Genomic DNA, 20,798 nt, shown 5'->3' with positions numbered 1-20,798 from the left:
GTCCCTACGTAACCTGCAAGCGCTTGCCTCGTCATCATGTTCCAGTAACCGTCGAGCTCGGCCTGACGCGCCGCGTGGAAGGCGGGGGTGAATCACACTTTGAGCACGCCATCGGCAATCGCCTGGATGCCCTTGCTTTCGACGGTCGCGATGCGTGTGTTCCAGCTGTCTGTCGTGCCGATCTTGTGTGCCGTATCGCAAAGGATCAGGCCTTCGACGATTTCAGGCCGCCTGGCATAGAGCCCCTGCGCGATCATGCCGCCGACCGACAGGCCGCACAGCACGACCTTGCTCAAGCCGAAATGATCGATGAGCGCCGAGAGGTCATCGACGTGATCGTCGATCGACCTGATGTCGCCGATGTCGGACAGTCCGTGGCCGCGCTTGTCATACACCAGCAGCGGCATTTCACCATCGAACGTCGAGACAATTTCGTCCCAGATCCGGAAGTCGGTGCCGAGCGAATTGATGAATATGATTGGGCGCGCATTGCCGGTCGCCTTGATGTGGCGATGGTGCAGCGTGATGCCGCCGATGGTGACGAATGGCACGGTTTCGATCCTCCGCCCTCACATTGCACAAGGCGTTTGGTTCGGTAAAATGATATTTTTTGGCGTTTCATTAACTCAGGGGTTATCGAATCCATGTCCGAGAGCCGCATTCGGTTCCGTCACCTGCAGGCATTCCTGGAAGTTGCGCGGCAGGGGAGCGTGGCGCGAGCGGCTGACTTGCTGCATGTCAGCCCGCCGGCCGTGACCAAGACATTGCGCGAACTGGAAGAGGCGCTGGGGGTTGCGGTGGTGGAGCGCGACGGCCGCGGCATCCGACTGACGCGCATCGGCGAGATCTTCCTTCGCCACGCCGCCATGGCGATCACGGCGCTCAAGCAAGGCGTCGATTCCGTCCGCCAGGACGGAGCGGTCAACCGGCACCCGATCCGCATCGGCGCGCTGCCGACGGTGTCGGCGCGGGTGATGCCGCTTGCCATGAGCCTGTTCCTCAAAGAGAGCACCGGTGCGGCGATCAAGATCGTCACCGGCGAGAACGCGGTGCTGCTCGAACAGTTGCGCACCGGCGCGCTCGATCTCGTCGTCGGACGGTTGGCGGCGCCGGAGAACATGACCGGCTTCTTCTTCGAGCATCTCTACTCCGAACAGGTGCTGTTCGTGGTGCGGGCGCGACATCCGCTGCTTGAGCCCGGACAGGACGTGTTCGCGCGGCTCGACGAGTTCCCGGCGCTGATGCCGACACGGGAATCGGTCATCCGCCCTTTCGTCGACCGCCTGTTCATCACCAGCGGCATGACGGCGCCGGCAACCGAGATCGAAACCGTCTCGGACTCCTTCGGCCGCGCCTTCCTGCGGCAGAGCGATGCGGTTTGGATCATTTCGGCCGGTGTCGTCGCCAATGAACTCGGCAGTGGCGCCTTCGTCGCCCTGCCGGTCAACACCGAGGAAACCAAGGGACCGGTCGGCCTGACGATGCGGACCGACACGGCGCCCTCGCCGGCCTTCTCCATCCTGTTGCAGACCATCCGCGAAGCGGCGAGGCAAAGCAGTTGATGCGGCTCAGACTGGCGATCAGATCTCCCGCGAAGGCGTGAAGCGAACGCTTGCGGACCGCATGTGCCCGGGCGCCAGTACGATACAGCCGGCCTCGATGCCCGTGTCAGCCCTGCGGTTGAAGGCATCGGTGATGTTGCTGACCGGTTCGGCGCAAAAGAACGGCTCGCCGGGCGGCGTGTAGAGGACAAGGAAATCGAGTGGCGCCTCGGCCTCGATGTCCAGTTGCCGTCCATGCTCCGGCCAGGAGATCCGGGCGCGGCGCGACCATCCGGTGAAGACCGTGTCGAAGTCCGTCTCCGACACGTCGAAGCCCGTGGTCGGGTTGGAGCCTGCAGGCGGCAGGACGTGCCGGGTGGGCAGGATTTCCGCGTCGGTCTCCCACATGCCGGACACCCGCGCCTGGACATGCGTCCACGGTGTCGATGGGAAATAGGGATGCAGGCCGAGCCCGGCCGGCATCGGCGCGTCCGACAGGTTGCGCAGCGAGATGGCGGTGATCAGGCTGCCATTGACCAGCGAGATCTCTTGCCTTGCCTCATAGCTCCACGGCCAGGAATCGGCGGCATGGCGATAGGATAGGACAGTGGCGCTGGCTTCGTGCCGCACGACGGTCCATGGCCGACGCCAGCCATGGCCATGCTCATGATGTGGATCGTCCGGGCTGGTCGGCAGTTCGACGGTGCGGCCTGCGAATGCGAAGCGGCCGTGCCTTATGCGATTGGAATAGGGAACCAGCGGGAAGCAGGCCATGGCGCCGGCATCGCGGCCGTCGATCGCCGCCTGATCCGCAGGGCGCAGCCAATCCACGACGGATCCGTTTTGCCGCCAGCGATACGACGCCAGCGCGCCGCCGGCGGCCGGCGCGATCTCCACGGTCGCAATGCCGTCGCTGATCGAGATCAGCCCTTGGTGCTGCTCGGCAACGGCAGCGGAATTCTTTGTCATCGGCACTCCCCCATCCCTTGACTCCAATCGCAATGCCGATAAGACATATCATATGAATAGTATGAAGAATAACAAATCTTTCAGTATGGCGCGTACGTCGAGAGTCGCGGTGGCGGTTTCCAGCGGCTCCACCGCTCTGCATGCGACCGTCGTCGAGCAAATCGGATTGCGCATCGTTCAAGGCGATTTCCTGCCCGGCGAGGCACTGCCCAATGCCGACGATTCAAGCGAGATGCTGGGGGTCAGCCGCACGGTGCTGCGCGAGGCGATCAAGGTGTTGGCGGGCAAGGGGCTGGTCGAATCGCGGCCGAAGACCGGCACAAGGGTGCGTCCTCGTGCCGACTGGAATTTCCTCGACCCGGACGTCCTGTCATGGCGCTATGCCAGCGGTGTCAGCGCCGACGATGTCCGGGCGCTGTTCGAATTGCGCAGGGCCATCGAGCCGATGTCGGCAGCGCTTGCGGCCCAGCGCGCCACGCCATCGCAGATCGCCGAGATCAATGCAGCTCTGGTCGAAATGGAGGCGGTGGTCGACGACGGCGACCGCTTCGCCAAGCCTGACCTTTTGTTCCACCAGACCATACTGCGCATGACCGGCAATGAGCTGATCGGCTCGCTGGCGGCACTGGTCGAAACCGCATTGGTGACGAGCTTTCGTCTTTCCAACGACAATCCGGAAGGGCAGCGCCCCTCATTGCCGCTGCACCGGGAAGTCGCCGAAAAGATCGCCGCCGGCGACGCGACCGGCGCACAAAAGGCGCTGCTGGTCCTCATCGACAATGCCGAGGAGGACGTGCGCCGCAGCGTCGAAAACCGCAACAAGCGCCGCCAGGAACGGGAACAGACATCGTGACCGACACCAAACGCAAACTGCGGTCCGAGGCCTGGTTCGGCGGTGAGGGCAAGAACGCCTTCATGCACCGCAGCTGGATGAAGAACCAGGGCATTCCCGCCGACGCTTTCGACGGCCGCCCGGTGATCGGCATCTGCAACACCTGGTCGGAATTGACCCCGTGCAATGCCCACCTGCGGGCGCTGGCGGACCACGTCAAGCGCGGCGTCTATGAAGCCGGCGGCCTGCCGCTCGAATTCCCGGTGATGTCGCTGGGCGAGAGCAACATGCGCCCCACCGCCATGCTGTTTCGCAATCTGGTCAGCATGGATGTCGAAGAGTCCATCCGCGGCAATCCGATCGATGGCGTCATCCTGCTGGTCGGTTGCGACAAGACCACACCGGCGCTGCTGATGGGGGCTGCGTCGTGCAACCTGCCGACCATCGCCGTTTCCGGCGGGCCGATGCTCAACGGCAAGTTCCGCGGACAGGATATCGGCTCGGGCACCCATGTCTGGAAATTCGCCGAGGAGGTTAAAGCCGGCCGCATGCCGGTTGCCGACTTTCTCGCCGCCGAGCAGGGCCAAAGCCGATCGGCGGGCAGCTGCATGACGATGGGCACAGCCTCGACCATGGCCAGCATGGTCGAAGCGCTCGGCATCGGCATGCCGGACAATGCCGCGATCCCGGCGGTGGATTCGCGCCGTGGCGTGCTCGCCCAGATGGCCGGACGCCAGATCGTCGATCTGGTGCGCAGGGACGTTAGGATCGCGGAGATCCTCACCAGGCAAGCGTTCGAGAACGCCATTCGCGTCAACGGCGCGATCGGTGGCTCGACCAATGCGGTGCTGCATCTGATCGCCATCGCCAACCGGATCGGTGTCGATCTCAGCCTCGAAGACTGGGACCGCCTAGGTCGTGACGTTCCAACTATTGTCGATTTGATGCCGTCGGGCCGGTTCCTGATGGAAGATTTCTACTACGCCGGGGGGCTAGCTGCGGTCATGGCGTCGCTTGATGAAGTGGGGCTTCTTCATCGCGACGCCATGACCGTCAGCGCCAAGACCATCGGTGAATTGATCGACGGCGCGCCGAACTACAACAGCGAGGTGATCCGGCCGCTGAGCCAGCCGCTGACCAAGGAAGGCGGCATTTCGATCCTGCGCGGCAATCTGGCGCCTGACGGCGCGGTCATCAAGCCGTCCGCGGCAACGCCCGAGCTGATGCAGCATCGCGGCAAGGCGGTGGTGTTCGAAAACATCGAGCATTACTACGCCCGCATCGACGATCCGGAGTTGGACATCGACGCCACCTCGGTGATGGTGCTGAAGAACTGCGGGCCGCGCGGTTATCCCGGAATGGCCGAGGTCGGCAACATGCCGCTGCCGGCCAAACTGCTCAAGCTAGGCATCTCCGACATGGTGCGCATTTCGGACGCGCGCATGAGCGGCACCGCCTACGGCACCGTGGTTCTGCATGTGGCGCCGGAAGCAGCCGCAGGCGGCGCGCTGGCGCTGGTGCGCGACGGCGACCTCATCGAGCTCGACGTCGCCGGCCGCCGGTTGGAACTTTTGGTGTCGGAAGAGGAGCTCGCCATCCGCCGGCGTGACTGGAAGCCGCCGGCGTCGCCGGAGGGCGGCTACCAGAGCCTTTATGTCGAGCGCGTGCTGCAGGCCGACAAGGGCTGCGATTTCGACTTTCTCGTCGGCCGGCGCGATGCCGGCATTCCTCGACATTCGCACTAGAGAGGCGCGCGATGACGGATGAAATCGGCTACGCGATCTATCCAAGCCTCAAGGGCCGCAGCGTCTTCATAACAGGCGGCGGCAGCGGCATCGGCGAAAGCCTGGTGCGCCATTTCTGCGCCCAGGGCAGCCGCGTCGCCTTCGTTGACATGGCCGAAGAACCATCCCAACGTCTGGTCGACGCGATTGCGGCCGACGGACATGCCGCGCCGCTGTTCATTCCATGCGACCTGCGCAACGTCGAAGAGTTGCAGGCGGCAACCGTGCAGGCAATGCAGCACAATGGCCCCATCCAAGCGCTGTGCAACAATGCCGGCAATGACGACCGCCACCAGACCAAGGATGTGACGGTTGCCTATTGGGACGACCGCATGGCGGTCAATCTGCGCCACCAGTTTTTCGCGGCGCAGGCAGTGCGTCCGCAGATGAGCGCGCAGGGCGGCGGCTCGATCATCAACTTCGGCTCCATCACCTGGATGGTCGGCGATCCGGATTGCCCAGCCTATGTCACCGCGAAAGCGGGTATTTACGGCATGACGCGGGCGCTGGCCCGCGAGCTTGGCCCTGAGCGCATCCGCGTCAACTGCATGGTGCCGGGCTGGGTGATGACAGAGCGCCAGATGCGCCTGTGGCTGGACCCGGCCGGCGAACGCCAGATCGCGGAAAGGCAGTGCCTGCCCGACCGGCTGCAACCCTCCGATATCGCGCGCATGGCGCTGTTCCTCGCCGCCGACGACAGCCGCATGTGCACGAGCCAGCAGTTCATCGTCGATGCGGGCTGGGTGTGATCCGTACGGTTTCAAAGGAAGAAGGTTAGTTCATGCGTCTTGTTCAGTTCAGAATGGCCGACGGCAGCAGACGGGTGGGCCGCGTCTGCGATGACGGCAATCATCTGCACCCGCTCGAAAAGACCAGCAGCGTGCTGGAACTGGCCGAAGCGGCAATTGCCCAGGGCACGTCGATCGCAGCGCTGGTCGAGAAGCGGACCGGCACGGCGAAAATCGACTACGACCAACTGTTGCGCGATGGGCAGGTGCTCGCTCCGGTCGACCATCCCGAACCGGCGCGCTTCCTGGTCACCGGCACCGGCCTCACCCACACCGGAAGTGCCGCCGCGCGCAACCAGATGCATGTTCTGACCCATGGCGAAGGTGCCGACGAATCCGATTCCTTGAAAATCTTCCGCATGGGGCTGGAGGGCGGCAAGCCTGGCTCCGGCAAGATCGGGATTCAGCCAGAGTGGTTCTTCAAGGGCGTCGGCACCTGCGTTGTCCCGCCCGGCGCACCGCTGCCGATGCCGGCATTCGCGAAAGCCGGTGCAGAGGAAGCCGAGATCGTCGGGCTTTATGTCAATGGACCCGATGGCCATCCCTATCGCATCGGCTATGCGCTCGGAAACGAATATTCCGACCACGTGACGGAGGGCGAGAACTACCTTTATCTCGCCCATTCCAAGCTGCGCTCCTGCTCGATTGGTCCGGAACTGCTGATCGGTGACCTGCCCGAAGAAGTGCGCGGCCATTCGCGCATCCTACGCAACGGCACTGTTATCTGGGAGCAGGAGTTCCTGTCGGGTGAAGCGCACATGTCGCACTCGATCGCCAATCTCGAACACTTCCATTTCCGCTACCCGATGCACCGCAGGGCGGGCGACCTGCACGCCTATTTCTTCGGCGCGGCGGTGATGAGCTACGCCTCCGGCGTCAAGACGGCTTCCGGCGACGAGTATGAAATCCAGGCACAGACGTTCGGCAAGCCACTGCGCAACCGGATGGTGTCGGTGCCGGACGAGGGACTGGTCGCTGTTACCCAGCTGTGACGGCGCAGGCCCGAAAATTACGGTCCACCAGAACGATAATGGGAGATTAAAAATGGGACTGAGGAAAGCGTTTTTAAGACTAGCGACAATCGGGCTCAGCATCGGCCTGATGACATCGGCGGCGCTCGCCGCGAACCTTCGGGTACTGGCCTGGGACGGCTACGCCGATGCCGACTGGGTCAAGGACTTCACCGCCGCGACCGGCATCGGCGTCGATGTCGTCTTCATCGGCAGCGACGACGAGATCTGGGCCAAGATCAAGGGCAGCGAGGGCCAGGACTTCGACGTCTTTGCTGTCAACACCGCCCAGTTGCAGCGCTACATCAAGGCTGACCTGGTGTCGCCGATCGACGTCACCAAGCTCGCCAACCAGAAAGACGTGCTGCCGCGCTTCCGCGACCTGACGGCGGTCAGCGGCGTGACCAAGGACGGCAAGGTCTACGGCATTCCGTTCTGCTTCGACTCCATCGGCCTGATCTACGACACCGACAAGATCAAGCCGGCGCCGACCTCGATGTCGGTTCTGTGGGACCCGGCCTACAAGGGCAAGGTGCTGGCGTATGATAATGGCGAGCACAATTTCTCGTTCACCGCACTGACGCTCGGCTACAAGGATCCGTTCAACCTCAATGAAGAGCAGATGGCTGCAGTCAAGGCCAAGCTGGTCGAACTCAAGCGCAACGTGCTCAGCTTCTACACCACCGCCGACGAGGCGCAGCAGATCTACCAAAACAATGATGTGGCCCTGATCTGGGCCAATTACGGCCAGCAGCAGGTCAAGGCGCTGCAGAAGATCGGCGCCCATGTCGCCTATGTCAATCCGAGCGAGGGCGCGCTTGCCTGGCTCGACAACTGGGTCATTTCCAAGGGTGTCCGTGATAATGCGGCAGCCGAGAAATGGATCGATTTCATGCTGAGCAAGAGGGTCGGCGGCGAGCTTTCCGAGCGCACCGGCTTCGGCAACACGGTGACGGAAACCGGCAGCGCCGGCGGCAACGACAAGCTGGTCTGGCTCAACAATGTCGAGGACCCGCTCAAGCGTTCGGACATGTGGAACGAGGTCAAGGCAACGCCCTGATCTTTGTGCCCTCTGCCTTCGAAGGACCCGGCGGTCCGGAGGTTCCGGACCGCCGAAGCGTATGCGAGAGTATTTCATGAACCAGAACACCGACCTCTTGACGCTGCGGTCCGTCTCGAAATCCTACGGCACGGTCCCCGTGCTGCACGACATCGACCTGTCGATCAAGGACGGTGAGTTCCTCACCGTTCTTGGACCATCCGGCTCCGGCAAGACCACGGTGCTGCGGCTGATCGGCGGGCTGGAACCCCTGACGTCGGGCGAGATACGCCTGGATGGGCAAGACATCAGCCGCATGCCGATCAACCGGCGGCCGTTCAACACCGTGTTTCAGGACTATGCGCTGTTCCCGCACCTGACCGTTTCCGGCAATGTCGGTTACGGGCTTTCGGTTCGCCATGTCCAGCGCAAGGAAATCGCGCGCCGAGTCGCGGAGGCGCTGGAACTGGTCCAGCTCGGGCGTTTCGCCGACCGCTTTCCGGCGCAGCTCTCCGGCGGTCAGCGCCAGCGCGTCGCACTCGCCCGTGCGCTGATCTGCCAGCCGCGCCTGATCCTGCTCGATGAGCCGCTCGCCGCACTCGACCTCGAACTGCGCCGGCAGATGCAGGTGTTCCTAAAGTCCATCCAGCGCGAAATCAGGACCACCTTCCTGTTCGTCACCCATGACCAGGAAGAAGCCATCGGCATGGCCGACCGGATCTGCGTCATGGAGGCCGGCCATATCCGCCAGCTCGGCACGCCGCACGACCTTTACTACAGACCGAATTGCGAATTCGTCGCGCGTTTCTTCGGCGAGAACAATCTGGTGGCCGGGAAACTCGGACCGGTCCAGGGCGAGCTGCGATCGATCGAGACGGCGCTCGGGCGCCTCATCTGTTCGATCAGCGACCAGCCGCATTTGAAAGCCGCAGCGGAAGGCGCCAGCGCTTACGCCGCGTTCCGTCCAGAAGCCTTGCACCTTGCGGATGCAAAGGACACCGACAACCGTTTTTCCGGCACGATCTCCGATCTGGCCTTTGCCGGCTCGTCGACCGTCGCCACCATCATGGCCGGCGCCGACAATGCCGCGCAGCGCTTGCGGCTGCGCGTGCCTAGCCGCGTCGACGGCAGCGCGCTCAAATCCGGCGAGGCTGTATCGCTTTCGTTTGCGCCGCATGAAGGCCATCTGGTGCTGGCATGAGCGAAGCCGGATCGACACTGCCTGCGGAAAGACGGCTGTCACTGCTGGTGACGGTGCTGGCGTTTGCCTTGCCGGTGGTCTTCGTCCTGGTGCCGCTGGCGATCTTCCTCGGCTACAGTTTCTTCAGCGTCGACCAGGGCACGATCGTCTACGGCTTGTCGCTGGGCAACTATGTCAGGTTCTTCACCGATCCGGTCTTTCTGCCGGTGTTCTGGAACACCATCGTGCTGTGCGTGTCGGTGGCCATCATCTGCATCCTGCTTGCCTATCCCGCCGCCTATTTCCTGACGACGCTGAAAGGCCGCTGGCGCTACGCCTTGCTGATGCTGCTGCTGGTGCCACTGCTGATGAGCTACGTCATCAAGATCTATGCGATCCGCAGCATCCTGGGCCTCAACGGCTTCCTCAACAAGGCGCTGGTGGCGCTTGGTATCCTGCAGGAACCGTCGACGCTTTTTGTGTTCAACATGAACGCCATCCTTTTGACGCTGACCCTGCTCCTGATCCCCTTCGCCATCCTGCCGATCTTCCTGTCGCTGGAGCGGATTCCGCAGGTGCTGCTGCGCGCATCCGACGATCTCGGCGCGAGCGGCTTGCAGACCTTCCTGCGCATCACCTTGCCGCTCAGCCTGCCCGGCGTCGCTTCGGCGGCGAGCTTCGTCTTCGTGCTGGCGATCGGCGATTTCCTGACGCCGCAAATGGTCGGCGGCATCAGCGGCTTCACCTTCGGCCGCATCCTCTACAGCCAGTTCGGCACGGCCTATAACTGGCCGTTCGGCGCGGCGCTGTCGGTGGCGCTGGCCGTCGTGGTGATCGCCGCAATCCTCGTCGGCGAACGCTTTGGCCGCAACCCGGGGACTTCGGTATGAGCGCCCTGCCCCGACTGTCCACGATCTTTCTGGCCGTGATCACGACACTGGTTGCGGTGCTGCTCTACAGCCCACTGTTCGTGCCGATCGTGTCGTCGTTCTTCACCATTTCGCATGGCTCCGTCGACTGGTCGTCGCCGACCCTGTCGACCTATGTGGCGCTGGCTGAAAACCACGACATATTGGTCGCTCTGCGCACGACGCTGATCGTCGGCGTCTGCACCGTCATCCTGTCGGTGGTCAGCGGAACGCTGCTGGCGCTCTATTATCATGGGCGCCGTTCCGGACGCTCGCTGCTGCAGTTCATCATCTTCCTGCCGTTCCTGATGCCGCCGATCATCAGCGGCCTGGCGCTGCTGATCTTCTTCCGCGAGATCGGCCTCGAACGCTCGCTGCTGACGGTCGTTATCGGCCATACGGTTTTCGTGTTGGCGATAGTCTACCGCACGGTACTGATGCGGCTGCAGTCGATGAGCCGCACGCTGGTTGAAGCGTCCTACGATCTCGGTGCCACGGGCTGGCAGACCTTCTGGCGCATCATCCTGCCGAACCTGTCGAGCGCCATGGTCGGCGGCGCCATCCTGGCCTTCGCCCTGTCATTCGACGAGACCATGATCACCATCCTGGTCACTGGCACGCAAAGCACGCTGCCGGTCAGGCTGTGGGCGATGATGCGGCTTGGCTTCTCACCCGATATCAATGCGCTGGTGGCGCTGATCCTGATGTTCACCGTGCTGCTCTGCGTGCTCGCCGCCCGCTTTCTCATCCCCAGGCAAGTTGCGACGGAACGGACGTGAGTGCCGGGCAAGAGCGCCGCAATGAGGCAACCATATTCTTGGCCCGGCATCGATGCTGACATAATCGATGCCGGACCAAACGGAATGATGCTTACTGAAGCTTGGCCTGCAAGGCGTTGACATCGTCGGTGGTCATTTCACCGTCCGTCGCTACCTTGCCGTCGACGATCTTCCACAGCCGGAACGGGCCTGTGATGTCGCCATATTTATCGAAGGCGACCGGGCCGATGACGCCTTCGTAGCGGATCGGCTTGCCGTCCTTGATCAGGCCGAGCGCCTTGGCGAACTCTTCCTTGCCAGCAAAGATCGGCGTGCCGGCCGGATCGACCGCCTTGTACATCGCGTCCTTGATCTTGGCCGGGTCCTCAGAGCCGGCAATGGCGATGGCGAGGCCAACAATCGCGCCGGCGTCATAGGAACGGTCGGCTGCCGGATTGGTCGGTTCGATGCCGGAGAATTCCTTATAGTTCTTGGTGAAATACTCCGTCGAGGCCGTCGGGCTGGTGCCGGACGACGTGCCGTAAGCTTCCTTCAGATAATCGGCGCCGACGGATTCGATGAAGTCCGGGCTGTTCATGCCGTCATTGAGCAGGAATTTCTGCACGCCGCCCTGCGAGATCCAGGTGCGGGCGACCGTGGCGCCGTCGACCGGTGTGCTGACGAGGTAGAGACCGTCCGGTTCACCGGCCATTGCCGCGGTGACTTCGGAGGCATAGCTCGACTGCTTTTCATTGTAAGGCGTGTCGGAGACGATGGTGCCGCCGAGCGCTTTGTAGGCACGCGAGAATTCGGCCACCATGTTGACGCCGAAATCGTTGTTGACGTGGATGATCGACAGCTTCTTGAAACCCTTGTCGATGGCATATTTGGCGGCGGCGACACCCTGTAGCGCATCGGAGGTGATGGTGCGGAAGAAGATGCCGTTGGTCTTGCCGTCGCGGCCGAGCGCGGTGAGCGTCGGCGAGGACGATGCCGGGGAGACCTGGACGATCTTGGCCGGTGCCGTGACCGATGTCAGGATTGGGATCGACACCGAAGAAATGATGCCGCCGATGATCACAGGCACTTTCTTGACCTGCACAAGCTGAGTGGCGGCGTCGACCGCGATGTTGCCCTGGCTCTGGCTGTCGCGCGTGTCGGTGACGAGATCGCAGCCGCGCACTCCGCCGGCTCCGTTGATGTCGCGGAAGGCCATCTCGACCGACTTGGCGCCGGCCTGGCCGTATTCACCGGCCGGGCCGGTCAGCTCCATGACGAGGCCGACGGTGATCTTGCAGTCGGCGGCCTGAGCAGCACCCGCCATCGTGACGAGGGCCAGCGCTGTGGTGAGTTGGAGTATCGTCTTTGTCATTGTTGTTCCCCTTTCGTTACTCGACTGTATTTGAACTCTGGAGCTTGTTCAGCGTTCCGGCACCTGCAGCCAGGTTTCATGCAGATGTCGCCATTCGACGCCGTTGGGCGCCGATGAACTGGTGGTGAAGACGGCGCTCGATTGACGGCGGCTGTGCTTGCCTGCGCGCAGCTGCGCTTCGACATAGAGGACGACGATAATATCCGCGTCCTGCCAGCCGGGCCGGATGTCCTCGATCGAAATGGCGAAACCATCGTCGCAGGAAGCACGGCTTGCGCGGACATGGTCGACGACCGCTTCGCGATCGAGGATCTGCCCGTCCGGCGCCACCATGCTGAGGTCCTTGCCCATGGCGCGTTCGAAGCGGCCGAAGTCCACCGTGTTGGCTCGCGCGGCGACGAACCAGTCGACGAAGAAGCGGTGCAGGTCGATGATTTCGGCGCTGGCGCGTGAAAACAGGGAGGGTTCGCCGCTCATTTCTTCCCCGCATTGAGGTTGTAATGCATGATCGAACCGTGGCGGCCGCGGCGGTCGCGCTCCAGCGTGTAGACGTCACCTTCGAGGCCGGTGCCTTGCGCGATGACGGCCGCAATCCGCTCCCGGTCCTCGGCGTCGAGCGCAACGTCCATGATTTTCGCATTGGCGATGGCGTGGGCCTGGTTGCGGGCGCCGACGATGACCGCCGCCACTTGCGGCTGCTCCAGCACCCAGGCGCTGGCGATGGTGGCGACGTCAACGCCGTGGCGGTCGCCAACGGCCTTCAGCGCCTGCAGCAGGTGCTGGAACAGCTCCCAGCCGCCAAAATCATCGATGATCAGCTTGTACTTGACCAGCGAGCGGTTTTCGAGCGGCGTGGCGGGCTCGGCCGCACCGAGCCATTTGTTGCTGAGGAAGCCGCCGGCAACTGAGCCATAGCAGAGGAAGCTGACGCCGTTCTGTTTTGCGAGCGCGGCCAGGCTGTTGCCCGGGCGCTGGTCGAGCACGGAATATTGCAGTTGCTGGCTGACCAGTGGGATGCCGGCAGCGAGTATCTCGGCGAGCCTTGGCGTGTCGAAATTGGTGGTGCCGAGATTGCGCACCTTGCCCTCCAACCGAAGCTCGTTGAGCCAGCCCATGGCATCGACATAGCGCGGCTGTTCATAGTCCCACCAATGGAACTGCACGAGATCGAGCCGCTCGGTCTTCAGCCGCCGCAATGACTGGTCGACGATGCGCCTGATGTAGTCGCGGCTGATACTGGCCAGCCGTTCGAGGTCGGGCACCAGCTTGGTGTGCACCTTCATCCGGGCCGCGACGTCGAGGCCGCGCTCGCTGGCCAGCTGCAGGCGCGCGGCACCGATCAGCTCCTCGACGCCGGTGTAGATGTCGGCGCAATCATAGGTCCAGATGCCGGCATCGAAAGTGGCGATCAGATCGGCCACCGCCTGGCTGCGATCAATGGCGCCGTGGCCGCCAGCCAGCTGCCAGCCGCCGCGAATGACGCGCGAGATGGTGTAGCCGGGGCCGAGTTCGAAGGTCTTGGCGGTCATCTAAGGTCATCCTCTTTCGGCAGCGGCACCGCCGTCGTCTCGGCGTGGCTGAACCGCCGCTTGGCGGCCCTGACGATCCGCAGCCGGCTGCCGCAATTGGGATCGGGACAAGCGATCTCGGCGTCCGAGGTCATCCAGTCGTTCGGGTGGGTTGGGCGCTGCTTGGCTGCCAGCAGCGGCAACACGGCGGCGATCGAATAGATCGAAAAACCCTGCCCTGCCGGCATCGACAGCATCTCGCCCTTGAGCTCGAAATAGTCGCCTTCCTTGGCGCCGCAATAGATAGGTTTGTCCTTGGGGATGATCGCCTCGACGCGAAGGTCGAACAGCTCGAAACCGTCGTCGGCCATGTCAGGCCTCCATCAGGCTGAAGGTGACATCGCAGGCGCCGTTGCGGCGGATGACACCGCACGCGGCGGCGAACCGGTCACGCTCTTCGACGCGCACCTGCGCCACCACACTGCCGGCCAGCCAGCCTATCGGGAACAAGAGCCGCGCGCCCTGCCCGTAGTAGAGGCCAATGTCGAAGATCGCATTGGGATTGCCGCCCCACATGCGTGGCGGCACGTAGGACAGTACGATGTCGCCCGGCTGCGGGTTCAGCGTCGCGTTCTCGGCCGGCAACGGTTTTGCATAGGCCTGGCCCTCGAGGTCGGCTGATGGAACCGGACAGGAAATCTCAGGCCCCGTCCACATCGCATGGATGCCCGGAACAACGCGTGGCGTGCCGAGGTAGGCCAAGAGGAAGGCAGCGTTTTCCGGCGCCTTCTCGGGCAGCAGCAATGCCGTTACGGAAAGCTGCGAGCGCGGCTCGGTGATCCTGATGGCGGTCATGTCTGGTCTTTCACGGCGGCGGCCTGCAGCTTGCTGCGCAGGAAGGTGAAGGGTCGGCTGATGTCGGCGACCAGCGACTCGCGCGCCGCCTGCGCATCCTGCGTGGACAGCGCCGTGACGATGCGGCGGTGATATTGGGCGGTGTCGACCTCGCCGGCTTCCGAGAAGGCGTAGATGGCGACACGAATGCAGGGACCCGATTGCAGCCACAGGCTCTCGATCATCGGGATCAGCACGGCCGAACCGCAGGAGCGGTAGATCTCGAAATGAAAGCTCTGGTTGAGCGTCACTTCGCGGTCGACGTCCTTCTTGTGTTTCAAAGCCCGCATCTCGTCCCATTCGGCGAGGATGGTTTCGATGGTGGCGATCTGGCGCGGACCCATGCGGGCGGCGGCCAGCGCGATCGCCTCGCCCTCGATCAGGATGCGAGCCCGCAGGAGATCGTCGAGGCGTTCCAGCGTGATCGGCGGCACGCGCACCGAACGGTTGGGCAGCGCCTCCAGCGCCTTTTCCGTGATCAGCCGGCCGAGCGCCTCGCGCACCGGCATGGTCGAGGTGACCAAGGCGTCAGCCAGGCCACGGATGGTCAGCACCTGGCTCGGTTCGAACAGGCCGCCAATCAGGGCGCGGCGCAGCTCGGAATACACGCGGTCCTGCACGGTCTCGCGGCCGACCGGCGCAAGCTGGGCCGCGATCACCTCGTTGTTCTTTTCGATGGCAGCCTTTTGCATGGAATTCCGTTCGTGGCCGGTTTTCGGCTTGCGGAGGAAATTAAAGCCGAATAGCGTGATCAACGCAAGTGTGATCACAAATCATAATCAGGAGGCGGCAGCGATCGTCTTCGGCCAGAGGGTTTGATGAGCGAGGCAACCAAACGGCAAGGGGAAATCCGCGCGCCGGTTCTGACGGCAAGGAATGTCGTCAGGCGGTTCGGCGGCCTTGTCGCGGTCAACGACGTCTCGTTTAACGTCAAAGCGGGCGAAATCCTCGGCCTCATCGGCCCCAACGGCGCCGGCAAGACGACGATGTTCGACCTGCTTGCCGGCAGCATATTGCCGACCAGCGGCGAAATCCTTCTCAACGGCACGAGCGTCTCGGGCGAAGCCGCACATCTGCGTATCGGCCGTGGCCTTGGCCGCACGTTTCAGATCCCGCGCCCGCTGCCCAACCTGACGCTGATCGAAAACATCATGCTGGCGGCGCAGGGTCAGGCCGGCGAAAAGCTGCTTGCCAATTTCGTCACGCCATGGCGCGTCGCCGCGCAGGAAAGGGCCGCCAGGACAAAGGCGCTTGAACTGCTGGAACTGGTCGCCCTCGCCCATCTCGCGCATGAGCCGGCGCGCGTGCTTTCCGGCGGTCAGCGCAAGCTGCTCGAACTCGCCCGCGTGATGATGGCCGATCCGGCGATCATCTTGCTCGACGAACCGGCGGCCGGCGTCAACGCGACGCTGCTCGAAGTCATCATCGACCGCATCCGCGACATCAATGCGCGCGGTATCACCTTCCTGCTGATCGAGCATAATATCGACATGGTGACGCGGCTCTGCCATCGCGTCCTCGTCATGGCGAGCGGCCAGTTGCTCAGCGAAGGCACGGCCGAAGAGGTCGCTCGCGACCCGCGCGCCATCGAGGCCTATCTCGGAGGCGCAGCATGAGCGAGATCGTTCTCGATGTCCGCGACCTCGAAGCCGGCTACGAGCCCGGCGTGCCGATCGTGCGCGGCGCCTCGATCACCGTCGCCAAGGGCGAGATCGTCGTGGTGCTCGGCCCCAACGGCGCCGGCAAGTCTAGCTTCATCAAGGCCATCGCCGGCCTCGTCCCGATCACCGGCGGCACAGTATTTCTGGACGGGAAGGACATCACTGCCGCGCCGGCCCACACCATGGTGCGCCTCGGGCTGGCCTTCGTGCCGCAGACCGAAAACATCTTCCCACTGATGTCGGTCGAGGACAATCTCAGAGTTGCTTGCGGCATCCTTGAGCGGCGCGAGATTCCTGCGCGCACCGAGGAGATGTATGCCGCCTTCCCCGATCTCGTCCGCCAGCGCCGCACCGCCGCCGGCAACCTCTCGGGCGGACAACGGCAGATGCTCGCCGTTGCGCGGGCGCTGATCGTCCACCCCAAGGTGCTGGTGCTAGACGAGCCGTCGGCCGGCCTGTCGCCGAAATTCGTCTCGATGGTGTTCGAGATGCTGGCAAACATCCGCAAGTCCGGCGTCACCATCCTGCTCGTCGAACAGAATGCCAAGGCAGCGCTCGCCATCGGCGACCGCGCCTATGTGCTGGTCGAAGGCAAAGACCGGCACGAGGGCATTGCCTCCGAGCTGTGGAACGATCCGGTGGTCGCCGAACTCTATCTCGGCCAGCGCCCCCGCAAGTCCGGCACAGGAGGTGGGGCATGAGCTTGCAATTTGTCGTCGACGGATTGCTGACGGGTTCGATGATCGGCCTGGGCGCCATCGGCGTGACGCTTACCTATTCGATCCTGCGCTTCTCGAACTTTGCCCATGGCGACTTCATGGCCTGGGGCACCTATGCGACGCTGGCCGTCGTCAGCGCCATCGGCGCGACAGTCGGCAAGGTGGCACCGATCGCACCGCTGTCCTTCGGCTGGCCGCTGATTGTCGCGCTGGTCGTCGGCATGGCGTTCACCGCTTTGCTGGCGCTGCTGCTCGACAAGGTGCTGTTTTCGCGGCTGCGCTCGCAAGGCCAGGCGATCATCGTGGTGATGGCGAGCTTCGGTGCCTCGATGGCGCTGAGAAGCCTGCTCGAATTCACCTTCACCTCGCGGCCGACCTATTTCAGCCGGGCGATCCAGATCGCCATGCCGGTCGGCTTCGGCATCCGCATCACATCAGACCAGATCGCGCTTTTGCTGCTGACCGCGGTGCTGGTGCTCGCCGTGCATCTGTTGATGACGCGCACGCAGACCGGCCGCTCGATGCAGGCCCTGAGCCAGAACTCGGCACTGGCCCGCATCGTCGGCATCGACGTCGCCAGCGTGGTGCGCGTCACCTGGGTCATCGGCGGGGCGCTGGCCTGCGTGGCCGGCGTGATGATCGGCATCCTGGTGCAGATCCGCCCGTTCATGGGCTTCGACATGCTATTGCCGATGTTTGCCGCCGCCATTCTCGGCGGCATCGGCAGCATCCCCGGCGCCGTGCTCGGCGGCCTGATCATCGGGCTCGCCGAGGCCGGTGCCGTGCAGCTGATCGGCGCCGAATGGCGCGCCGCCGTCTCCTTCATCATCCTGATGGCGGTGCTGTTCGTGCGGCCGATCGGCCTGTTTGGTGTGAGGGAACGCTGATGGATCTGATCGGCTACGGCGCCTTCTTCCTGACCACCGCGCTGATCTTTTCGCTGGTCACGCTGGGGCTCAATTTGCAGTGGGGCCTGACCGGCCTGTTCAATGTCGGCCTTGCCGGCTTCGTCGCCATCGGCGCCTACACCTCGGCATTGCTGACCACTCCCGACGACGCCGCGCGGCTGGGTGGCCTTGGCCTGCCGATCGTTGTCGGCTGGGCGGGCGCCATGGTCGTCGGCGGCATTGCCGCGGCGTTAACTGGCATGGCGACGCTGCGGCTCAGGTCCGACTATCTGGCGATCACCACCTTCGGCGTCGCCGTCGTCGTGCAACTGGTCGCGCTCAACGCGCAGAAACTGACCGGCGGCCCGTTCGGCATCGGCTTCATCCCGCGCCCCTTCGGCAGCCTTGCCGAGACGCCGCTGCTGTTCAACCTGTCGAACCTTGCCGTGGTCGCGGCGGTGACTCTGGTCGCCTATCTCGCTTTGGAACATCTGTCGCGCAGCCCGTGGGGCCGCGTGCTGAAGGCGCTACGCGAGGATGAGCGGGCGGCGATCTCGCTTGGCAAGAGCGCGCGTTTCTATCGCGTCCAGGCCTTCGCCGTGGGCGGCGCCATCATGGCACTGGCCGGCGCATTGCAGGCGCATTTCACCGGCTTCATCGCGCCGGACAATTATTTGCCGATCCTGACCTTCCAGGTCTGGGTGATGCTGATCGTGGGCGGCTCGGGCAGCAATCTCGGCGCCGTCATCGGCAGCATCCTGGTCTGGGCGATATGGGCTGGGTCGGGCACGCTGACCAGCATCCTGTTCCCGCCGGAACAGCAGGCTCGTGCCGCCGCGCTGCAGATCGCCGCCATCGGCGTCATGCTCTGCGTTATCCTGCTGGTCCGGCCGAACGGGCTGTTCGGCGACAGGCCACGGCGGCCTTGGCTCGGCAAGCGGACGAAGGTGACTACGGCCAAAAGCGTTTCCCCGTCATGAATGCCGCGGTTCGGCAGGAAGCGCATGGCGCTTCACTCTGGCTTGCCGTCAGCCGCGACCGCCGCAAACGGCCGGCGCTGCAGGGTAAGCTCGATGTCGACCTGGCCATTGTCGGCGGCGGCTTTTCGGGCCTTTCAACCGCGCTGCACGCCGCCGGCAAAGGCCTTTCCGTCGCCGTTCTCGAAGCCGAATTCATCGCCTGGGGCGCAACCGGCAGGAATGCTGGCTTCGTCGTGCCGAACTTCGCCAAGATGGACCCGGCCGACATACTGGCCCATCTCGGACCATCGCGTGGCGAAAGGCTGATCGATTTCGCCGCCGGCAGCGCCGACCTGGTTTTCCGCCTGATCCGGCAGCACGGCATCGACTGCGACGCCGTGCAGAACGGATGGATCCAGCCGGCGCATTCGCCTGCCGCCTTTGAAAAAGTCAAGTCACGTGCCGGGCAGTGGGCACAGCGTGGCCGGCCGGCAGTCACATTGGATCGGCAGGAAGTCGAAGCCCTGACAGGCGTGCCAGGCTATGTCGGCGGCTGGATGGACCGTTCCGGCGGCGTGCTCAATCCGGTCGCCTATGCGCGCGGATTGGCCGATGCGGCGGAGAAGGCCGGCGCAAAGATCTTCGAGCAGACGCGCGTCACCTCGGTTGATCGCATAGCCGATGGCTGGATGCTGAAAATGCCCTCTGGCTCGGTACGCGCGGGCAAGGTGCTGATCGCCACCAACGCCTATGGCTGGTCCCTCAATCCGTCGTTGCAGCGAACCTACTTCCCGCTGAAAGTCTTCCAGATCGCGACAGCGCCGCTACCTCGTGAAGTGCGCAACCGATTGCTTCCCGGCGGGCAAGGTGTCGGTGACACCAGACGCAATCTGTTCACCTTCCGCTTCGACGCCGAAAACCGGCTGATCAGCGGCGGCATGCATATCCTTGGCGCCGGTGCGGATACGCGCGTACCGCAGACGATCTGGCGAAGGCTCGGCCGGCATCTCGGTCTGCCCGACCTGCCGCCGCTTGCCTACAGCTGGTCGGGAATGGCAGCGGTCGAACCGGATTTCCTGCCGCACCTGATCGACCTCGGTCCGGGACTGATCGCCGGTCGCGCCTGCAACGGGCGCGGCATCGCCATGACGACGGCGATGGGCAAGGTTCTGGCCGACTGGGCCGCCGGCACCGACGCCCGCGACCTGCCGCTGCCCTTCGCGCCGCCGGCGCCAATACCGTTCCACGCCGTGCTGCGGCACGCGCCCAACATGCTGCTCGGCTGGAGCATGCTGCGCGACCGGCTGGACGGGACGAGCTAGGCCGACGGCTCCCTGGCAGCGTCAAGGTTTGCAGACAGCACAGCGGCCGCCACGGCGATGTCCTCTTCTATGAAAATCCGCACAGTGGGACCGCTGCGCTGCTCCAGTGCGGCGACGATCTTGCGATGCGCGTCGTTGGACTGCGGGATGTAGCGATCGGCCTGCATCAGCAGCTTGAGATAAGGCCCGACCCGCCCCCAGAGGTCGCGGATCATGTTCAAAAGGATCGGCGCGCCAGCATGCTGGTAGATGGCGAAGTGGAACGCCTCGTTCAATGAGAGATAGGCCCTGGCGTCGCCGGCCTCAATGGCACGCTGCATGCCGGCGAGCGTCGCCTGGATGTCAGCCAGCCCGCTTTCGCTCATCCTGGTCGCCGCCATCTCGCCCGCCAGTCCCTCGACGGCGATGCGGATGCGCGTCAGCTCCTCGAAGGCAGGCGCGGACAGCAACGGCACGATGACCGAGCGGTTGTTCTGCATCTCGAGCAGCCGCTCGGCGACAAGCCTCTGCAGCGCCTCGCGGATCGGTGTCGTCGAGATGCCGAACGTCTCGGCGAGCTTGCGGATGACCAGCGCCTGGCCCGGGCTGAAGCCGCCGGAAATCAGCTCCTGCTTGAGCGCGCCATAGGCGCGGTCATTCAGGGTCTGATGTTCGAGCTTCAGCATGC

General features: G+C 64.0%; 23 protein-coding genes. 14 read left to right on the top strand and 9 right to left on the bottom strand.

What is annotated here, in order from left to right; all coding sequences use genetic code 11:
• Positions 1–92 precede the first annotated feature (92 nt).
• Entirely contained in the window at positions 93–551 is a 459-nt protein-coding gene (locus EN879_RS00980) for an alpha/beta fold hydrolase (RefSeq protein ID WP_245493779.1), read from the bottom strand.
• 93 nt (positions 552–644) lie between these two features.
• Between EN879_RS00980 and pcaQ the strand changes: the two genes are divergently transcribed.
• Positions 645–1,562, top strand: coding sequence for a pca operon transcription factor PcaQ (gene pcaQ / locus EN879_RS00975; RefSeq protein ID WP_063167580.1), 918 nt, complete (start codon positions 645–647; stop codon positions 1,560–1,562).
• Between the two features lie 18 nt (positions 1,563–1,580).
• On the opposite strand, the gene EN879_RS00970 is transcribed toward pcaQ, so the two are convergent.
• Positions 1,581–2,510: an aldose 1-epimerase gene (locus EN879_RS00970; protein WP_063167579.1), complete on the bottom strand. Its 930-nt coding sequence runs from the start codon at positions 2,508–2,510 to the stop codon at positions 1,581–1,583.
• 109 nt (positions 2,511–2,619) lie between these two features.
• Here EN879_RS00970 and EN879_RS00965 point away from each other — a divergent pair, with 109 nt between their 5' ends.
• The 8 genes from EN879_RS00965 (at position 2,620) to EN879_RS00930 (ending at position 10,830) form a co-directional block, all read left to right on the top strand.
• Entirely contained in the window at positions 2,620–3,363 is a 744-nt protein-coding gene (locus EN879_RS00965) for a FadR/GntR family transcriptional regulator (protein WP_082826662.1), read from the top strand.
• Entirely contained in the window at positions 3,360–5,087 is a 1,728-nt protein-coding gene (locus EN879_RS00960) for an IlvD/Edd family dehydratase (RefSeq protein WP_063167577.1), read from the top strand. Before EN879_RS00965 ends, EN879_RS00960 begins: the two co-directional genes overlap by 4 nt.
• Positions 5,088–5,098: 11 nt before the next feature.
• Complete coding sequence (locus EN879_RS00955; RefSeq protein ID WP_063167576.1) at positions 5,099–5,875, top strand: SDR family oxidoreductase; 777 nt, start codon at positions 5,099–5,101, stop codon at positions 5,873–5,875.
• Between the two features lie 32 nt (positions 5,876–5,907).
• The gene (gene araD1, locus EN879_RS00950) at positions 5,908–6,906 is read left to right on the top strand and encodes an AraD1 family protein (protein ID WP_063167575.1); all 999 of its coding nucleotides are present in this window, start codon (positions 5,908–5,910) and stop codon (positions 6,904–6,906) included.
• 52 nt (positions 6,907–6,958) lie between these two features.
• Positions 6,959–7,984 (top strand): ABC transporter substrate-binding protein, encoded by a 1,026-nt coding sequence (locus EN879_RS00945; RefSeq protein ID WP_063167574.1) that lies wholly within the window; start codon positions 6,959–6,961, stop codon positions 7,982–7,984.
• Between the two features lie 76 nt (positions 7,985–8,060).
• A complete protein-coding gene (locus EN879_RS00940; protein WP_063167573.1) occupies positions 8,061–9,164 on the top strand; it encodes an ABC transporter ATP-binding protein in 1,104 nt (367 codons plus the stop codon).
• Positions 9,161–10,033 carry an ABC transporter permease gene (locus EN879_RS00935; protein ID WP_063167572.1) on the top strand — a complete coding sequence of 291 codons (873 nt, stop codon included), beginning with the start codon at positions 9,161–9,163 and terminating at the stop codon, positions 10,031–10,033. The genes EN879_RS00940 and EN879_RS00935 overlap by 4 nt, the downstream gene beginning before the upstream one ends.
• A complete protein-coding gene (locus EN879_RS00930; protein ID WP_063167571.1) occupies positions 10,030–10,830 on the top strand; it encodes an ABC transporter permease in 801 nt (266 codons plus the stop codon). The genes EN879_RS00935 and EN879_RS00930 overlap by 4 nt, the downstream gene beginning before the upstream one ends.
• Positions 10,831–10,921: 91 nt before the next feature.
• Here EN879_RS00930 and EN879_RS00925 read toward each other — a convergent pair whose 3' ends face one another.
• From EN879_RS00925 to EN879_RS00900, 6 genes are read right to left on the bottom strand one after another with little or no spacing between them, the layout of a single operon-like run.
• Positions 10,922–12,181 (bottom strand): ABC transporter substrate-binding protein, encoded by a 1,260-nt coding sequence (locus tag EN879_RS00925; protein WP_013532975.1) that lies wholly within the window; start codon positions 12,179–12,181, stop codon positions 10,922–10,924.
• A gap of 48 nt (positions 12,182–12,229) precedes the next feature.
• Positions 12,230–12,658: a DUF4440 domain-containing protein gene (locus EN879_RS00920; RefSeq protein ID WP_063167570.1), complete on the bottom strand. Its 429-nt coding sequence runs from the start codon at positions 12,656–12,658 to the stop codon at positions 12,230–12,232.
• Entirely contained in the window at positions 12,655–13,710 is a 1,056-nt protein-coding gene (locus EN879_RS00915; RefSeq protein ID WP_063167569.1) for an aldo/keto reductase, read from the bottom strand. The genes EN879_RS00920 and EN879_RS00915 overlap by 4 nt, the downstream gene beginning before the upstream one ends.
• Positions 13,707–14,060 carry a TIGR04076 family protein gene (locus EN879_RS00910; protein WP_013532978.1) on the bottom strand — a complete coding sequence of 118 codons (354 nt, stop codon included), beginning with the start codon at positions 14,058–14,060 and terminating at the stop codon, positions 13,707–13,709. The genes EN879_RS00915 and EN879_RS00910 overlap by 4 nt, the downstream gene beginning before the upstream one ends.
• A gap of 1 nt (position 14,061) precedes the next feature.
• Positions 14,062–14,544 carry a DUF3830 family protein gene (locus EN879_RS00905; RefSeq protein ID WP_013532979.1) on the bottom strand — a complete coding sequence of 161 codons (483 nt, stop codon included), beginning with the start codon at positions 14,542–14,544 and terminating at the stop codon, positions 14,062–14,064.
• Positions 14,541–15,275: a GntR family transcriptional regulator gene (locus tag EN879_RS00900; protein WP_082826661.1), complete on the bottom strand. Its 735-nt coding sequence runs from the start codon at positions 15,273–15,275 to the stop codon at positions 14,541–14,543. Before EN879_RS00900 ends, EN879_RS00905 begins: the two co-directional genes overlap by 4 nt.
• Before the next feature lie 126 nt (positions 15,276–15,401).
• Between EN879_RS00900 and EN879_RS00895 the strand changes: the two genes are divergently transcribed.
• Genes EN879_RS00895 through EN879_RS00875 form a run of 5 tightly spaced genes read left to right on the top strand, consistent with a single transcriptional unit; the run spans position 15,402 to position 20,131 of the window.
• Positions 15,402–16,199 carry an ABC transporter ATP-binding protein gene (locus EN879_RS00895; protein WP_063167568.1) on the top strand — a complete coding sequence of 266 codons (798 nt, stop codon included), beginning with the start codon at positions 15,402–15,404 and terminating at the stop codon, positions 16,197–16,199.
• On the top strand, positions 16,196–16,945 hold the full coding sequence (locus tag EN879_RS00890) for an ABC transporter ATP-binding protein (RefSeq protein WP_063167567.1): 750 nt from the start codon (positions 16,196–16,198) through the stop codon (positions 16,943–16,945). The genes EN879_RS00895 and EN879_RS00890 overlap by 4 nt, the downstream gene beginning before the upstream one ends.
• Positions 16,942–17,850 carry a branched-chain amino acid ABC transporter permease gene (locus EN879_RS00885; protein ID WP_063167566.1) on the top strand — a complete coding sequence of 303 codons (909 nt, stop codon included), beginning with the start codon at positions 16,942–16,944 and terminating at the stop codon, positions 17,848–17,850. Before EN879_RS00890 ends, EN879_RS00885 begins: the two co-directional genes overlap by 4 nt.
• Entirely contained in the window at positions 17,847–18,830 is a 984-nt protein-coding gene (locus tag EN879_RS00880) for a branched-chain amino acid ABC transporter permease (protein ID WP_027163899.1), read from the top strand. The genes EN879_RS00885 and EN879_RS00880 overlap by 4 nt, the downstream gene beginning before the upstream one ends.
• A complete protein-coding gene (locus EN879_RS00875; protein ID WP_063167565.1) occupies positions 18,827–20,131 on the top strand; it encodes an FAD-dependent oxidoreductase in 1,305 nt (434 codons plus the stop codon). Before EN879_RS00880 ends, EN879_RS00875 begins: the two co-directional genes overlap by 4 nt.
• Here the strand turns inward: EN879_RS00875 and EN879_RS00870 are convergent.
• Positions 20,128–20,796, bottom strand: a complete 669-nt coding sequence (locus EN879_RS00870; RefSeq protein WP_024502527.1) for a GntR family transcriptional regulator — start codon at positions 20,794–20,796, stop codon at positions 20,128–20,130. The genes EN879_RS00875 and EN879_RS00870 overlap by 4 nt on opposite strands.
• Positions 20,797–20,798: the final 2 nt, after the last annotated feature.

This window comes from Mesorhizobium sp. M7A.F.Ca.AU.002.02.1.1, from assembly GCF_003998535.1.
In the GTDB taxonomy this organism is placed as follows: domain Bacteria; phylum Pseudomonadota; class Alphaproteobacteria; order Rhizobiales; family Rhizobiaceae; genus Mesorhizobium; species Mesorhizobium ciceri.
Note: the sequence above shows the minus strand (reverse complement) of the source record. Positions and strands in the feature narration are given on the sequence as shown.

Excerpts from the sequence above, each read along its gene's own strand:
- pcaQ (WP_063167580.1), top strand. The coding sequence starts at position 645 with ATGTCCGAGAGCCGCATTCGGTTCCGTCACCTGCAGGCATTCCTGGAA.
- EN879_RS00970 (WP_063167579.1), bottom strand. The coding sequence starts at position 2,510 with ATGACAAAGAATTCCGCTGCCGTTGCCGAGCAGCACCAAGGGCTGATC.
- EN879_RS00955 (WP_063167576.1), top strand. The coding sequence starts at position 5,099 with ATGACGGATGAAATCGGCTACGCGATCTATCCAAGCCTCAAGGGCCGC.
- araD1 (WP_063167575.1), top strand. The coding sequence starts at position 5,908 with ATGCGTCTTGTTCAGTTCAGAATGGCCGACGGCAGCAGACGGGTGGGC.
- EN879_RS00945 (WP_063167574.1), top strand. The coding sequence starts at position 6,959 with ATGGGACTGAGGAAAGCGTTTTTAAGACTAGCGACAATCGGGCTCAGC.
- EN879_RS00940 (WP_063167573.1), top strand. The coding sequence starts at position 8,061 with ATGAACCAGAACACCGACCTCTTGACGCTGCGGTCCGTCTCGAAATCC.
- EN879_RS00935 (WP_063167572.1), top strand. The coding sequence starts at position 9,161 with ATGAGCGAAGCCGGATCGACACTGCCTGCGGAAAGACGGCTGTCACTG.
- EN879_RS00930 (WP_063167571.1), top strand. The coding sequence starts at position 10,030 with ATGAGCGCCCTGCCCCGACTGTCCACGATCTTTCTGGCCGTGATCACG.
- EN879_RS00925 (WP_013532975.1), bottom strand. The coding sequence starts at position 12,181 with ATGACAAAGACGATACTCCAACTCACCACAGCGCTGGCCCTCGTCACG.
- EN879_RS00920 (WP_063167570.1), bottom strand. The coding sequence starts at position 12,658 with ATGAGCGGCGAACCCTCCCTGTTTTCACGCGCCAGCGCCGAAATCATC.
- EN879_RS00915 (WP_063167569.1), bottom strand. The coding sequence starts at position 13,710 with ATGACCGCCAAGACCTTCGAACTCGGCCCCGGCTACACCATCTCGCGC.
- EN879_RS00910 (WP_013532978.1), bottom strand. The coding sequence starts at position 14,060 with ATGGCCGACGACGGTTTCGAGCTGTTCGACCTTCGCGTCGAGGCGATC.
- EN879_RS00905 (WP_013532979.1), bottom strand. The coding sequence starts at position 14,544 with ATGACCGCCATCAGGATCACCGAGCCGCGCTCGCAGCTTTCCGTAACG.
- EN879_RS00900 (WP_082826661.1), bottom strand. The coding sequence starts at position 15,275 with ATGCAAAAGGCTGCCATCGAAAAGAACAACGAGGTGATCGCGGCCCAG.
- EN879_RS00895 (WP_063167568.1), top strand. The coding sequence starts at position 15,402 with ATGAGCGAGGCAACCAAACGGCAAGGGGAAATCCGCGCGCCGGTTCTG.
- EN879_RS00890 (WP_063167567.1), top strand. The coding sequence starts at position 16,196 with ATGAGCGAGATCGTTCTCGATGTCCGCGACCTCGAAGCCGGCTACGAG.
- EN879_RS00885 (WP_063167566.1), top strand. The coding sequence starts at position 16,942 with ATGAGCTTGCAATTTGTCGTCGACGGATTGCTGACGGGTTCGATGATC.
- EN879_RS00875 (WP_063167565.1), top strand. The coding sequence starts at position 18,827 with ATGAATGCCGCGGTTCGGCAGGAAGCGCATGGCGCTTCACTCTGGCTT.
- EN879_RS00870 (WP_024502527.1), bottom strand. The coding sequence starts at position 20,796 with ATGCTGAAGCTCGAACATCAGACCCTGAATGACCGCGCCTATGGCGCG.